This is a genomic window from Herbiconiux sp. FW305-C-125 (assembly GCF_058783455.1).
This window is the reverse complement of the sequence record NZ_JBYSYO010000003.1, coordinates 56,565-69,817: the sequence shown is the minus strand read 5'-3', so window position 1 is coordinate 69,817 and position 13,253 is coordinate 56,565. Positions and strand designations below refer to the sequence as shown.

Below are 13,253 nucleotides of genomic sequence, written 5' to 3'. Positions count from 1 at the left end.
AGACTTGTCCCATGCCAGCCGACCTCCACTTCACCAAGGGCCAGGGCACCGGAAACGACTTCGTGCTCTTCTCCGACCCCGACGGCGAGATCGACCTCAGCCCCACCCAGATCGCCGCGATCTGCGACCGCCACTTCGGCGTCGGGGCCGACGGCATCCTCCGCGTCGTGCGCTCCCGCAGCCTCGAGGCGGGTGCCGCGGCGCTGGCTGAAGACCCGGCCGCCGAGTGGTTCATGGACTACTACAACGCCGACGGCTCGCTCTCCGAGATGTGTGGCAACGGCATCCGGGTCTACACGCGCTACCTGATCGAGAACGGTCTCGCCACCCTCGCGCCCGGCGAGACCCTCGTCATCGGCACCCGCGGCGGCGTGCGCGACGTGCAGCTGAACAAGCTCGGCTTCCAGGTCGACCTCGGCCGCTGGCGCCTCGACGGCGGCGAGCCGCTGGTGCGCGCTAAGAACCTGCAGGTGGCCCGCCCGGGCCTCGGCATCAACCTCGGCAACCCGCACGTGGTGGTGGCGCTGGCCGACGACGACGAGCTCGACGAGGCCGACCTCACCTTCATCCCGCACCTCGAGCCGGCGCCGATCGATGGCGCGAACGTCGAGTTCGTCGTACCGGGCGAACCGCTCGTGCGCGACGGCGTCGGGCACATCCGGATGCGCGTGCACGAACGCGGCAGCGGTGAGACGCTGTCCTGCGGCACCGGCGCGGCGGCGGCCGCCCTCGCCACCCGCTACTGGGCGGGCGAGGCCGCGCCGAACAACTGGAGCGTCGCCGTTCCGGGTGGTGTGCTCGGGGTGCGGATGTTCCCCACGGAAGACGGCGAGCACGTGGCCCTGTCCGGCCCCGCCGACCTCGTCTACGAGGGCGACCTGGCGATCTAACGCCGGCGCACGCGCAGCACGCGGAACCCCTTGTTGGTGGCGGCACGCGTCACCGCGAGGCCCGGGAACTCCGCGTCGAGCCAGCGCTGAAGCGAATCCGACCCGAGGTTCTTCTGTACGACGAGCCAGGCATCCGCGCCTTCCTCGAGCCGGGGCAGCCACGTCTGCAGCATCGAGTGCAGCACCGCCTTGCCCACCCGTATCGGCGGATTCGACCAGATCGTCATGAATCCGAGACCTTCGGGAACATCCTCCGGCCGGCAGGCGTTGATATTCTCGAGACCAATCATGTGAGCATTTCTACGAACCAGATCCAGAGCGCGCTCGTTCACGTCGACCGCCCACACCGTCGCATGCGGTGATTCCAGGGCGAGTGAAAGCGCGATCGGCCCCCATCCGCATCCGAGATCCAGCAGATTCCCGCCGGGCGGAGGAGTGGGCACGTTCGCCAGCAGCACCTGGGTGCCGGTATCGATCCGCTCGGGGCTGAACACGCCCGACGCCGTCGTCAGGCGGTAGCGATCGCCGGCCAGGGTGACGTCGATCTCACGCAGCGAGAGTTCTCCCGCCGGGTGCGCGGAGAAGTAGTGCTCGCCAGCCATAGAGGGAATCTAGCAAACAAGGAGGCTAGTCTTGACCGCAATGTCAGACCACGAGACCGTTGACACCGAGACCACGAACGACGACGTCGTCGCCCGCGTGCTGTCCCGTGCCGAGACCCGATCGAGCGGCTATTCGCTCTTCGCCACCGGCGCGGCGCAGGCGCTGCAGCGACCCGAGACCACGGCGACGGATGCGGGTGACGGCTACGACGGCGACCAGTTCGACCGAGACGACCGCCAGTCGCTCCGCCGCGTCGCCGGGCTCTCGACGGAGCTCGACGACGTCACCGAGGTCGAGTACCGGCAGTTGCGACTGGAGAACGTCGTGATCATCGGCGTCTACTCGCAGGGCACGCTCGCCGACGCCGAGAACTCGCTGCACGAACTCGCCGCGCTCGCCGAGACGGCGGGTGCGGTGGTGCTCGACGGGCTGCTGCAGCGCCGGCCACATCCCGACCCCAGCACCTACTTCGGCAAGGGCAAGGCCGAGGAGTTGCGCGCCATCGTGGCCTCGCTCGGCGCCGACACGGTGATCGCCGACACCGAGCTCGCCCCGAGCCAGCGTCGTGCGCTCGAAGACGTGGTGAAGGTGAAGGTGATCGACCGCACCGCGGTCATCCTCGACATCTTCAGCCAGCACGCCAAGAGCCGTGAGGGCAAGGCCCAGGTCGAGCTCGCGCAGCTCGAGTACCTGCTGCCGCGGCTGCGCGGATGGGGTGAGTCGATGTCCCGCCAGGCCGGTGGCCAGGTGGGTGGCGCGGGCGCCGGAATGGGCTCGCGCGGGCCGGGTGAGACGAAGATCGAGCTCGACCGCCGCCGCATCCACACCCGCATGGCCAAGCTCCGCCGCCAGATCAAGGAGATGAAGCCGGCGCGCGACGCGAAGCGGGCCAACCGCAAGCGCAACGCCGTGCCGAGCGTCGCGATCGCCGGGTACACCAACGCCGGCAAGTCGTCGCTGCTGAATCGCGTGACGAGCGCGGGCGTGCTGGTCGAGAACGCCCTGTTCGCGACCCTCGACGCCACGGTGCGCAAGGCGTCGACCGCCGACGGCCGGCCGTACACGCTGGCCGACACGGTCGGTTTCGTGCGGCAGCTGCCGCACCAACTGGTGGAGGCGTTCCGCTCGACCCTCGAAGAGGTCGCCGACGCGGATGTGGTGGTGCACGTCGTCGACGGATCGCACCCCGACCCGGCCAGCCAGATCACCACGGTGCGCGACGTGCTCGGCGACGCCGGCGCGCGTGACATCCCGGAGATCGTCGTGTTCAACAAGAGCGACCTCGTCTCGCCCGACGACCGCTTGGTGCTGCGCGGCCTCGAACCGCACGCCATCTTCGTGTCGGCACGCACCGGCGAGGGCATCGCCGAGCTGCTGGCGGCGATCGACGCGATCCTGCCACGGCCGAGCGTGCCGGTCGACCTGCTCGTCCCCTACGAGCGGGGCGACGTGGTGACGATGCTGCACGAGAAGAACACGGTCCTCAGCACCGAGTACGAGGCCGACGGAACGCACGTGCGCGCGCTCGTGAACCCCGAGTTCGAGGAGCGACTGGTGGAGTTCGCGGTCGACCGCTGACCCGCCCCGGCGGCCGGCCGGCCTTCTTCGGAGGCGGCCGGCCGCATCCGCTCGTCACATTCGGTCACAGCCCTGTTGCCCGCGGGGGTGGCTTGTTAGAGTCGTCGCAATCGTTGCCCACCCGGGCACGAGGAGCGACAGCCGAGCCCGGCACCCGCCCACGAAGCGCCTTCGACCGCGATGGTTCCGGATGCGCCGTGGTCGCGTGCGGCCTCGGCACCACGGCACTCCCGGCGAGACGTCAACTGACCTCGACCACAGGGAGCACCGCCGATGACCGCATCCGCCTCGCGCACCCCGTCCGGGTCCGGTGCGCCGGAGGCCGACTGTCCGGAGCCCGACTGTCCCGACGTCGCCGCCGTTCCGTTCTCGTTCGAGCTCTTCCCGCCGCGCTCCGAGCAGGCCGCCGCCGCGGTGCGCGAGACGGTGCGGATGCTCGCTGCTGCGCAGCCGCAGTACATCTCGGTCACGTACGGCGCCAACGGTACGAGTCGCGACACGTCGATCGAACTGCTCCGTTACATCCTCGAGCACACCGACGTGCATCCGCTCGCCCACCTCACCTGCGTGGGCAATTCGCACGCGGAGGCCTCGAAGGTCATCCGCGAATTCCTCGAGGCCGGGGTCACCAGCTTCCTCGCCTTGCGGGGCGACCCGCCCGCCGATGCGCCCGCGGGCGAGGTGGTGCTCGGCGATCTGCACAGCGCCAGCGAGCTGGTGCAGCTGATCCACCGGGTGCAGGCCGAACGGATGCCCTACACCGAAGAAGGGGTGCCGGGCCTGCCCGGGGCGACCCGCGTGAAAGACGGGCGGCGCCGGCTCGAGGTGGCGGTCGCGGCGTTCCCGAACGGGCATCCGCGGAGCAAGGCGGGCTTCCACGACGTCGACGCGCTGCTGGCCAAACAGGTGGCGGGCGCGGAGTTCGCCATCACGCAGCTCTTCTTCCACGCCGACGACTACCTCGGCTTCGTCGAGCGCGCCCGCGCCGGCGGCGTGACCATGCCGATCGTTCCGGGCATCATGCCGGTGACCACACCAGCACGGCTGCTGCGTATCGCCGAACTCGCCGGCCAGGACGTGCCGACCGATCTGCTGCGTGCGCTCGAGGGCGCGCCTGACGACGAGGCACGGTTCCGCGTCGGCGTCGACCACGCTGCCGACCTCGCTCGCACGGTGCTCCGTGGCGGAGCGCCGTCGTTGCACCTCTACACCTTCAATCAGCACCGTGCCGCACTCGCCGTCCTGCGGGCGTGCGGTCTCCTCCCCGCCCCATCGATCAAGGAATACGCATGAGCAACCAGACCTCCTTCCCGGCCGGCACCATCCTCGGCTACCCGCGCATCGGCCGTCGCCGCGAACTGAAGAAGGCCGTCGAGGCCTTCTGGGCCGGCACGATCGATGCCGACGAACTCGAGGCGACCGCCGCGAGCCTGCGCTCGGCGACGCGTGCCCGCCTGGTCGAGCTGGGGCTCGGGCAGAGCGACTCGTCGATCCCGGAGAGCTTCTCCTACTACGACCAGGTGCTCGACGCAGCGGTGACGGTGGGCGCCGTGCCGGCTCGGTTCGCCGACCTCGTCGATGCGGAGGGCCGCATCGATCTCGCCGGCTACTTCACCATCGCCCGCGGCGAGGGCGCGCGGGCGCCGCTCGAGATGACGAAGTGGTTCGACACGAACTACCACTACCTCGTGCCCGAGATCGGGCCGGAGACCGGGTTCTCGCTCGCGAGTCGGCGGCTTCTCGACGAATTCCTCGAGGCCAAGGCCGAGGGCTACCTCACCCGCCCGGCCATCGTCGGCCCGGTGACGTTCCTCCTCCTCAGCAAGGCGAGCGACGACGCGCCGGAGGGGTACCGGCCGCTCGACCGGCTCGCCGACCTGCTGCCGGTGTACCAGCGGCTGCTGGCAGAACTCGCCGATGCCGGCGCCGAGTGGGTGCAGCTCGACGAGTCGGCGCTCGTCAGCGAGAGCATCGACATTCCCCGGGCGGATGCCCTCGACGCGCTCCGCACCGCCTACGCGGCCCTGACGACGGGTGAGCGGCCCTCGATCTTCGTCGCTTCGGCCTACAACAGCCTGGACGACGCCCTGCCGGTGCTCGTCGAGTCGGGCGTCGAGGCGATCGGCCTCGACCTCGTGCGCGGCGAACTGCCCGATGCCCTCGACCCCGCGCTCGGCCACCTCGGCGAGACCGTGCTGGTGGGCGGCGTGATCGACGGTCACAACATCTGGCGCGGCGATCTCGCGGGCGCCTACGCGAAGCTCGAGGCGCTGGGGGCGTTCACCTTCAACGTGTCGGTGTCGTCGTCGACCTCGCTCTTCCACCTGCCGCACGACGTCGCCGACGAGTCGAAGCTCGACCCGCGCCTGGTCTCCTGGCTCGCCTTCGCCGACCAGAAGGTGCAGCAGATCGCCACGCTCGCGCACGGCCTGAGCGGCGGCCGCGTCGCGATCGAGGACGAGCTCGCGGCGGCGACCGCGGCGCTCGCCGATCGCCTCGCCGCACCCGGTGTGCGCGACGGAGCGGTGCGTGCCCGGGAGGCGGCTCTGACGGGTGGCGACTTCACCCGCGACAGCTACGCCGACCGCCTCGCGGCTCAGGATGCGGCGCTCGGCCTGCCCCTGCTCCCCACCACCACGATCGGGTCGTTCCCGCAGACCGGCGACATCCGTCGCGCCCGCGCCCGCCTGCTGAAGGGCGAGCTCACGCAGGAGGACTACACGGCACTGATGCGCGACGAGATCCGCCGCGTGGTGCAGCTGCAGGAGGAGATCGGGCTCGACGTGCTGGTGCACGGCGAGCCGGAGCGCAACGACATGGTGCAGTACTTCGCCGAGCACCTCGACGGTTTCGCGGTGACCGAGCACGGTTGGGTGCAGTCCTACGGCAGCCGTTGCACTCGGCCCTCGATCCTCTGGGGTGACGTGTCCCGGCCGGCTCCCATCACGGTCGACTGGTCGGTGTTCACCCAGAGCCTGACCGCCAAGCCGGTGAAGGGGATGCTCACCGGCCCGGTCACCATCCTCGCCTGGTCGTTCGTGCGCGACGACCAGCCGCTCGGCGAGACCGCGCGGCAGGTCGCCTTCGCTCTCCGGGACGAGATCCACGACCTCGAGGAGGCCGGCATCGGCATCGTGCAGGTCGACGAGCCCGCGCTCCGCGAACTGCTGCCGCTCAAGAAGCGCGACCAGCCCGCCTACCTCGACTGGTCGGTCGGGGCGTTCAAGCTGGCGACGTCGGGGGTCGGGGCGGCGACGCAGATCCACACGCACCTCTGTTACTCGGAGTTCGGCGTCGTGATCGACGCGATCCGCAACCTCGACGCCGACGTGACCTCCATCGAGGCGGCCCGCTCGCGCATGGAGGTCGTGCACGACATCGAGTCGAGCGGCTTCGACCACGGCGTCGGCCCCGGGGTCTACGACATCCACTCGCCGCGCGTGCCCTCGGTCGAGGAGGTCACCGAACTCCTGGAGAAGGCGCTCGCCGGAATCCCGGAGCGCCAGGTCTGGGTGAACCCCGACTGCGGGCTCAAGACCCGCGGCTACGACGAGACGGTCGCGTCGCTGCGCAACGTGCTGGCCGCCACCCGCGCCGTGCGCGAGCGCGTCGCCACCTCCGCGTAGTCGCTCGACAACGCAAACGTCGCGCCATCCGGCCGCCCTGGCGGCGCGGATGGCGCGACGTTCGCGTCTCTGAAGGGCCCGCGGCTCAGACGGCGCGGAGCACCGCGACCACTTTGCCGAGCACGGTGGCGTAGTCGCCGAGGATCGGCTCGAAGTTGCTGTTGCGGGGGAGCAGCCAGGTGTGGCCGTCGCGCTGCCGGAACACCTTGACGGTGGCCTCCTCGTCGAGCATGGCGGCCACGATGTCGCCGTTCTCGGCGGTGGCCTGCTGCCGCACCACCACCCAGTCGCCGTCACAGATGGCGGCATCGATCATCGACTCGCCGACCACCTTCAGCATGAACAGGTCGCCGTTGCCCACGAGCTGCCGGGGGAGAGGGAAGACCTCGTCGACCTGCTGCTCTGCGGTGATCGGGATGCCCGCCGCGATGCGGCCGACGAGTGGCACCAGGGTCGCGTCGCCCACGGGCGGTGCGGAGTCGATGTCGGGCCCGGGATTCGCATCCGACCCCGGGATGTCGATCAGCACCTCCATCGCCCGCGGACGGTTCGGGTCGCGCCGGAGGTAGCCGCTGAGCTCGAGCTGGTTCAGCTGGTGCGTCACGCTCGAGAGTGAGGAGAGCCCGACGGCGTCGCCGATCTCGCGCATGCTCGGCGGGTACCCGCGCGCCACGACCGAGCGCTGGATGACGTCGAGGATGGCGAGCTGCTTGTCGCTGAGGCTCTTGCGCCGCCGGGTGCGGCCCGCGTCGTTCGCCACGTCTACCTGCTTTCTGGATGCTCCGGATGTCCCGCCCCGTCTCAATGTCGGTGGCTGGTGATTGAGTTCTCCTGTCGATCGAAACTGTATCCGAGAACTGCTCGGAAACGTACATGAATTCGAGTGTGTCGCGGACGCAGGCCTTGATTTCGACTTGACGAGACCGAAAATCGAATATACATTCGGAACATAACTTCGTACCCGGAGGAAATCATGAGCATTGCAGCACCCCGCCTGGTTACCACTGCTCCGTCCACGCGCCTGCGCATCACGGCGCGCGGCCGCAAGGTGCTCGCCGTGGTCATCACACTGCCCGTCATCGCCGTACTCGGCCTGCTCGCCATGTTCAGCGGCGGCTCCGCCATCGCCACCGGGAGCGCCGGCACCGCCGACTTCGACTACCTCACGGTGCAGGCCGGTCAGAGCCTGTGGGGCATCGCCGAGACCATCGCACCCGAGGCCGACCCGCGCGACGTCATCGCCGAAATCATGAGCCTCAACCAGCTGCACGAGTCGGCGGTTCAGCCCGGCCAGCGCATCGCCATCCCGGCCGACCTCGCCGACTGAGACCGATCGACCGGGCGCGGAGGCGGCGCGCGCGGGCCCGTAGAATATTTCGGGTGACTTCCCTCGACGAGCTGCCCATCCGAGACGACCTGCGCGGTCTCGAGCCCTACGGCGCTCCCCACCTGCACCTTCCGGTCGAGCTCAACGTCAACGAGAACACGCACCCCATTCCCGAAGACGTCGCCCGCGACATCATCGAGGCCATCGCGCGCGAGCTGCTCACGGTCAACCGCTACCCCGACCGCGAGTTCACCGCCCTGCGCGACTCCCTCGCCGTGTACCTCGGCAACGGGCTCATCCGTGAGAACATCTGGGCGGCCAACGGTTCCAACGAGGTGCTGCAGCAGATCCTCATGGCCTTCGGCGGCCCGGGCCGGTCGGTGCTCGGCTTCCCGCCCACCTATTCCATGCACTCCATCATCGCGTCGGCCACCGGCACCCGCTGGATCGCGGGGGAGCGCGACGCCGATTTCGAGATCACGCCCGCCACCGCGGTGGACTGGATCGAGCGCACCAGCCCCGACATCGTCTTCTTCTGCTCGCCGAACAACCCCACCGGCACCGCGCTCGGCCTCGATACGATCGCCGCCGCCTACGACGCGACCGAGGGCATGGTGGTGGTCGACGAGGCCTACGCCGAGTTCACCCCGGCCGACGAGCCCTCCGCGCTCACCCTCCTCGAGGGCCGGCCGCGCCTCATCGTCTCGCGCACCATGAGCAAGGCCTTCGCCTTCGCCGGTGCGCGCTTGGGCTACCTGGCCGCCGACCCGGCGGTGACGGATGCGCTGCGCCTCGTCCGTCTGCCGTACCACCTGTCGGCCCTCACGCAGGCGGCCGCCGTCGCGGCGCTGGCGCACGCGGACGAGATGCTCGCGATGGTCGACGACATCAAGCGGCAACGCGATCGCATCGTCGCCGGCCTCACCGAGCTCGGCTACCAGCCGTGGCCGAGCGCCTCGAACTTCGTGCTCTTCGGCGGGGTCGACGACCCCGAGTGGGTCTTCGACCGGCTCATCGAGCGCGGCATCATCATCCGCAACCTCAGCATCCCGAACCACCTGCGGGTGAGCGCGGGAACCGCGGCCGAGACCACCGCCTTCCTCGAGGCCATGCGCGAGCTGACCGCCGGTGCCGCTGCCCGCGAGTCGGCGCAACCGGCTGCTCGGTAGGATCGAGACCATGACAGAACCCCGCACCGCCCACCTCCAGCGGGAGACGAGCGAGTCGTCGATCGATCTCACCCTCGACCTCGACGGAACCGGCGTGGCCGACATCCAGACCTCGGTGCCGTTCTTCGATCACCTGCTCACGGCGTTCGCGAAGCACTCGCTCACCGACCTCACCGTACGGGCCACGGGCGACACCCACATCGACGTGCACCACACCGTCGAAGACACCGGGATCGTGCTCGGTCAGGCCATCCGCCAGGCGCTCGGCGACAAGTCGGGCATCTCGCGCTTCGGCGACGCGCTCGTGCCGCTCGACGAAGCGCTCGTCCAGGCCGTCGTCGACATCTCCGGCCGGCCGTTCCTCGTTCACACCGGCGAGCCCGCCGGTTTCGAGTTCCACCTGATCGGCGGCCACTTCACGGGGTCGATGGTGCGGCACGTCTTCGAGGCAATCGCGTTCAACGCCGGGTTGACGGTGCACGTCACCGTGCTCGGGGGCCGCGACGCGCACCACATCGCGGAGGCGGAGTTCAAGGCGTTCGCCCGCGCGTTCCGTCAGGCCAAGGCGCTCGACCCGCTGGTGTCCGGCGTGCCCTCGACGAAGGGCGCGCTGTGACGAAGGTCGTGGTGCTCGACTACGGCAGCGGCAACATCCACTCGGCCGCCAAAGCGCTCGAACGCGCCGGGGCCGATGTCACGGTCACCGCCGACCGCCAGGCCGCGATGGAGGCCGACGGTCTCGTCGTGCCCGGCGTCGGCGCGTTCAGTGCCGTGATGGAGCAGCTGAACGCCGTGCGCGGCGGCGAGATCATCGACCGGCGACTGGCCGGCGGCCGGCCCGTGCTCGGCATCTGCGTCGGCATGCAGGTGATGTTCGCCGACGGGATCGAGCGCGGCGTCGACACCGAAGGTCTCGGCGAGTGGCCGGGCACCGTGGAACGGCTCGACGCCGAGGTGGTGCCGCACATGGGCTGGAACACGGTGGATGCGCCGGCCGACTCGGTGCTGTTCGCGGGCATCCGCGACGAGCGCTTCTACTTCGTGCACTCCTACGCCGCGCAGGAGTGGGAGCTCACCCCCGACAAGACGCACCGTCCGCCGCTCGTGACCTGGGCCGAGCACGGTTCGCGGTTCGTCGCCGCGGTCGAGAACGGGCCGCTGTCGGCCACCCAGTTCCACCCGGAGAAGTCCGGCGACGCCGGCATCCGGCTGATGGCGAACTGGATCGGCACGCTGCGGTAGGTTTTCTGGGGGCCTTTCGGCCCGCTTCCCCACCGATCGAGGAATGATGAGCGAGTTCAACAAAGCGCCCGGTCTCGTGCTGCTGCCGGCCGTCGACGTCGCCGACGGCAAGGCCGTGCGGCTCACGCAGGGCAAGGCCGGCACCGAGACCAACCACGGCGACCCGGTCGATGCCGCGGCGGACTGGATCGCGCAGGGCGCCGAGTGGATCCACCTCGTCGACCTCGACGCCGCCTTCGGCCGTGGCAGCAACCTCGGCGTGATCAAGAAGGTCATCCGCCAGGCGCGCGGTGTGAACGTGGAGGTGTCGGGCGGCATCCGCGACGACGCCAGCCTCGAGACGGCCCTCGAGTCGGGCGCGAAGCGCATCAACCTGGGCACCGCCGCGCTCGAGAACCCCGAGTGGGCGGCCCACGTCATCGCGCAGTACGGCGACGCCATCGCTGTGGGCCTCGACGTGCGGGGCACCACTCTGGCCGCCCGGGGCTGGACGCAGGACGGCGGAGACCTCTGGCAGGTCATGGACCGCCTCGAGGAGGCCGGTTGCGCCCGCTACGTCGTGACCGACGTCACGAAGGACGGCACGCTGAAGGGTCCGAACGTCGACCTGCTGCGCCAGGTGATGGAGCGCACCTCGCGGCCCGTCATCGCCTCGGGCGGCATCTCGAGCCTCGACGACATCGCCGAGCTCCGCGCCCTGGTTCCCCTCGGCCTCGAAGGCGCCATCGTGGGCCGCGCGCTCTACGCGGGCGCATTCACCCTGGCCGAAGCCCTGGATGTGGCGTCTGACTGAGCACGACCACGCCGCGGGGCCGGGTGGCCTCGCCGACTCGGCCGGACAGCCCTGGCGCGGGCGTCACTTCGAGTCGCACGGGTCGGAGAACGACGACGGGAGCGCACCCGAGGAGCTGATCACGGCGATCACGCGCTTCCGAGCGGGTGAACTCGGTGCGGCCGGGGTGGTCGACGCGCTCCGCGGCGTGCGGCTGCTCGTGCCCCTGGTCGCCCATGCGGGCGAGGAGGGGGTGACGGATGCGGGCCTGCGGGTCGACAAGACCCAGGAACTCTCCCTGGTGACGGTCGCCGGGCCCGACGGGCGGCGGGTGCTGCCCGCCTTCACCTCGGTGGCTGCGCTGGCCGCGTGGAACCCGAAGGCCCGCCCCATCCCGGTGGCCGCCCGGCGGGCAGCCCTCGCCGCCGCGGCGGAGGACACCGAGCTGATCGTGCTCGACCCCGGCTCACCGACCGAGTTCGCGCTGCGCCGCCCCGCCGTGTGGGCGATCGCCCAAGACCTGCCGTGGCAGCCCGCGACCGACGACCACGAGGTCGCCGCCGCGTTCGAGCGATCCGTGGTGAGCGAACCGGCCGTCGCCGGCGTACGCCTGATTCCCGGCGATCCGGATGCCCGGCTCACCGGCCGCGACGTCGTCGTCGTCCTCGCCCTCGTCCCGGGTCTCGATCAGGCACGGCTCACTGCCCTGGTCGCGAGGCTGCAGGAGGCGTGGGCTCAGGACAGCACGATCGCCGAACGCGTCGACTCGGTGGGTCTGAAGCTGACCGCGGTCAGCTGACCGGCCCGGTGTACTTCTCGCCCGGCCCCTCGCCGATCGGGTCCTGAATGGGCGACGCCTCCCGGAACGCCAGCTGCAACGAACGCAGCCCGTCGCGGAGGCTGCGGGCGTGCTGGTCGCCGAGGAAGGGGGCGGATGCGGTGACCAGCCCGGCCAAGGCGGTGATGAGCTTGCGCGCCTCATCGAGGTCGGTCTCGACATCGGGGTCGTCGGAGAGGCCGCACTTCACCGCGGCCGCGCTCATCAGGTGCACGGCGGTCGTGGTGATGACCTCGATGGCCGGCACCTCGGCGATGTCCCGCACGGCCTCGCTCTGGTCGAAATCGCTCATGGCGAGACATCCTTACTGTATCGGCGAGTGTCTGCTAGACTCTCTGAGGCTCTGGGACCTGACGGTCTCAGCACGAAAGTGGAGAATCTCCCACCCGCGCATACCGCTTCACTAGGTTACCGGGTCGATTGCACTCCCTGTGTTTATGGTTCGGCCTTCGGCCGACACAGAAGGCACAGAGTCAGGGTGTGGTGCCGCACAGTTGTTGTGCGCGCATCCGGAGGGTCCTCCTGCATTCGTGAACAGACACGAAACTAAGGAGTAACGCATCAGCGATCCCCGTACCAACGACCGTATCCGAGTCCCCGAGGTCCGCCTCGTGGGCCCCGGTGGCGAGCAGGTCGGCGTCGTCAGCATCGACGTCGCGCTTCGTCTTGCCCAGGAAGCAGATCTCGACCTCGTGGAGGTCGCGCCCAATTCCAAGCCTCCGGTCGCGAAGATCATGGACTACGGAAAGTTCAAGTACGAAGCCGCGCAGAAGGCCAAGGAGGCCCGCCGCAACCAGGCGAACACCATCCTCAAAGAGGTCCGGTTCCGCCTGAAGATCGACGTGCACGACTACGAGACCAAGCGCAAGCGCGCCGAGGGCTTCCTGAAGGCCGGCGACAAGGTGAAGGCGATGATCCTGTTCCGCGGCCGCGAGCAGTCGCGCCCCGACCAGGGCGTGCGCCTGCTGCAGCGCTTCGCCGAAGACGTCGCCGAGTTCGGCACCGTCGAGTCGAGCCCCACCATCGATGGCCGCAACATGGTCATGGTCATCGGCCCGCTGAAGAACAAGTCCGAGGCCAAGGCCGAGCAGAACGCGAAGCGCGACGCCTCGCGGGCCCGCAACCACGAACAAGCTCCGGCTGCACCGGCCACTCCGGCTGCATCCGCAACTCCGGCCGACGCGGCCGAGTAACCACGCCCGAACACA

General features: G+C 69.8%; 14 protein-coding genes. 11 read left to right on the top strand and 3 right to left on the bottom strand.

Going from position 1 to position 13,253, the window contains the following annotated elements; genetic code table 11:
• Positions 1 to 11: 11 nt before the first annotated feature.
• Complete coding sequence (dapF, locus tag AC3WLB_RS10655) at positions 12 to 890, top strand: diaminopimelate epimerase (RefSeq protein ID WP_492505766.1); 879 nt, start codon at positions 12 to 14, stop codon at positions 888 to 890.
• On the opposite strand, the gene AC3WLB_RS10650 is transcribed toward dapF, so the two are convergent.
• Positions 887 to 1,492 carry a class I SAM-dependent methyltransferase gene (locus AC3WLB_RS10650; protein ID WP_492505764.1) on the bottom strand — a complete coding sequence of 202 codons (606 nt, stop codon included), beginning with the start codon at positions 1,490 to 1,492 and terminating at the stop codon, positions 887 to 889. The genes dapF and AC3WLB_RS10650 overlap by 4 nt on opposite strands.
• A gap of 40 nt (positions 1,493 to 1,532) precedes the next feature.
• Between AC3WLB_RS10650 and hflX the strand changes: the two genes are divergently transcribed.
• The 3 genes from hflX (at position 1,533) to metE (ending at position 6,697) form a co-directional block, all read left to right on the top strand.
• Positions 1,533 to 3,071: a GTPase HflX gene (gene hflX, locus AC3WLB_RS10645; RefSeq protein WP_492506199.1), complete on the top strand. Its 1,539-nt coding sequence runs from the start codon at positions 1,533 to 1,535 to the stop codon at positions 3,069 to 3,071.
• A 273-nt stretch (positions 3,072 to 3,344) separates the two neighbouring features.
• Complete coding sequence (locus tag AC3WLB_RS10640; protein WP_492505762.1) at positions 3,345 to 4,364, top strand: methylenetetrahydrofolate reductase; 1,020 nt, start codon at positions 3,345 to 3,347, stop codon at positions 4,362 to 4,364.
• Complete coding sequence (metE, locus tag AC3WLB_RS10635) at positions 4,361 to 6,697, top strand: 5-methyltetrahydropteroyltriglutamate--homocysteine S-methyltransferase (RefSeq protein ID WP_492505760.1); 2,337 nt, start codon at positions 4,361 to 4,363, stop codon at positions 6,695 to 6,697. Before AC3WLB_RS10640 ends, metE begins: the two co-directional genes overlap by 4 nt.
• An 85-nt stretch (positions 6,698 to 6,782) precedes the next feature.
• Here the strand turns inward: metE and lexA are convergent, their stop codons facing one another.
• Entirely contained in the window at positions 6,783 to 7,457 is a 675-nt protein-coding gene (lexA, locus tag AC3WLB_RS10630) for a transcriptional repressor LexA (protein WP_492505758.1), read from the bottom strand.
• A gap of 213 nt (positions 7,458 to 7,670) precedes the next feature.
• Here lexA and AC3WLB_RS10625 point away from each other — a divergent pair, with 213 nt between their 5' ends.
• The 6 genes from AC3WLB_RS10625 to AC3WLB_RS10600 are packed head-to-tail and all read left to right on the top strand — an operon-like array spanning position 7,671 to position 12,006.
• On the top strand, positions 7,671 to 8,024 hold the full coding sequence (locus tag AC3WLB_RS10625) for a LysM peptidoglycan-binding domain-containing protein (protein ID WP_492505756.1): 354 nt from the start codon (positions 7,671 to 7,673) through the stop codon (positions 8,022 to 8,024).
• Positions 8,025 to 8,077: 53 nt separating this feature from the next.
• Positions 8,078 to 9,193, top strand: coding sequence for a histidinol-phosphate transaminase (locus AC3WLB_RS10620; RefSeq protein ID WP_492505754.1), 1,116 nt, complete (start codon positions 8,078 to 8,080; stop codon positions 9,191 to 9,193).
• 10 nt (positions 9,194 to 9,203) lie between these two features.
• A complete protein-coding gene (gene hisB / locus AC3WLB_RS10615; RefSeq protein WP_492505752.1) occupies positions 9,204 to 9,809 on the top strand; it encodes an imidazoleglycerol-phosphate dehydratase HisB in 606 nt (201 codons plus the stop codon).
• The gene (hisH, locus tag AC3WLB_RS10610; RefSeq protein WP_492505750.1) at positions 9,806 to 10,435 is read left to right on the top strand and encodes an imidazole glycerol phosphate synthase subunit HisH; all 630 of its coding nucleotides are present in this window, start codon (positions 9,806 to 9,808) and stop codon (positions 10,433 to 10,435) included. Before hisB ends, hisH begins: the two co-directional genes overlap by 4 nt.
• Before the next feature lie 46 nt (positions 10,436 to 10,481).
• A complete protein-coding gene (priA, locus tag AC3WLB_RS10605) occupies positions 10,482 to 11,228 on the top strand; it encodes a bifunctional 1-(5-phosphoribosyl)-5-((5-phosphoribosylamino)methylideneamino)imidazole-4-carboxamide isomerase/phosphoribosylanthranilate isomerase PriA (protein WP_031283624.1) in 747 nt (248 codons plus the stop codon).
• A complete protein-coding gene (locus tag AC3WLB_RS10600) occupies positions 11,212 to 12,006 on the top strand; it encodes an SseB family protein (protein WP_492505748.1) in 795 nt (264 codons plus the stop codon). The genes priA and AC3WLB_RS10600 overlap by 17 nt, the downstream gene beginning before the upstream one ends.
• On the opposite strand, the gene AC3WLB_RS10595 is transcribed toward AC3WLB_RS10600, so the two are convergent.
• Positions 11,999 to 12,337, bottom strand: coding sequence for a DUF1844 domain-containing protein (locus AC3WLB_RS10595; RefSeq protein WP_022897554.1), 339 nt, complete (start codon positions 12,335 to 12,337; stop codon positions 11,999 to 12,001). The genes AC3WLB_RS10600 and AC3WLB_RS10595 overlap by 8 nt on opposite strands.
• A 268-nt stretch (positions 12,338 to 12,605) precedes the next feature.
• Here AC3WLB_RS10595 and infC point away from each other — a divergent pair, with 268 nt between their 5' ends.
• The gene (infC, locus tag AC3WLB_RS10590) at positions 12,606 to 13,238 is read left to right on the top strand and encodes a translation initiation factor IF-3 (RefSeq protein WP_083890205.1); all 633 of its coding nucleotides are present in this window, start codon (positions 12,606 to 12,608) and stop codon (positions 13,236 to 13,238) included.
• Positions 13,239 to 13,253 lie beyond the last annotated feature (15 nt).

What these genes read in the sequence shown, in the direction of transcription:
- dapF (WP_492505766.1), top strand. Translation starts at nt 12, where the DNA reads ATGCCAGCCGACCTCCACTTCACCAAGGGCCAGGGCACCGGAAACGAC.
- AC3WLB_RS10650 (WP_492505764.1), bottom strand. Translation starts at nt 1,492, where the DNA reads ATGGCTGGCGAGCACTACTTCTCCGCGCACCCGGCGGGAGAACTCTCG.
- hflX (WP_492506199.1), top strand. Translation starts at nt 1,533, where the DNA reads ATGTCAGACCACGAGACCGTTGACACCGAGACCACGAACGACGACGTC.
- AC3WLB_RS10640 (WP_492505762.1), top strand. Translation starts at nt 3,345, where the DNA reads ATGACCGCATCCGCCTCGCGCACCCCGTCCGGGTCCGGTGCGCCGGAG.
- metE (WP_492505760.1), top strand. Translation starts at nt 4,361, where the DNA reads ATGAGCAACCAGACCTCCTTCCCGGCCGGCACCATCCTCGGCTACCCG.
- AC3WLB_RS10625 (WP_492505756.1), top strand. Translation starts at nt 7,671, where the DNA reads ATGAGCATTGCAGCACCCCGCCTGGTTACCACTGCTCCGTCCACGCGC.
- hisB (WP_492505752.1), top strand. Translation starts at nt 9,204, where the DNA reads ATGACAGAACCCCGCACCGCCCACCTCCAGCGGGAGACGAGCGAGTCG.
- priA (WP_031283624.1), top strand. Translation starts at nt 10,482, where the DNA reads ATGAGCGAGTTCAACAAAGCGCCCGGTCTCGTGCTGCTGCCGGCCGTC.
- AC3WLB_RS10600 (WP_492505748.1), top strand. Translation starts at nt 11,212, where the DNA reads ATGTGGCGTCTGACTGAGCACGACCACGCCGCGGGGCCGGGTGGCCTC.
- AC3WLB_RS10595 (WP_022897554.1), bottom strand. Translation starts at nt 12,337, where the DNA reads ATGAGCGATTTCGACCAGAGCGAGGCCGTGCGGGACATCGCCGAGGTG.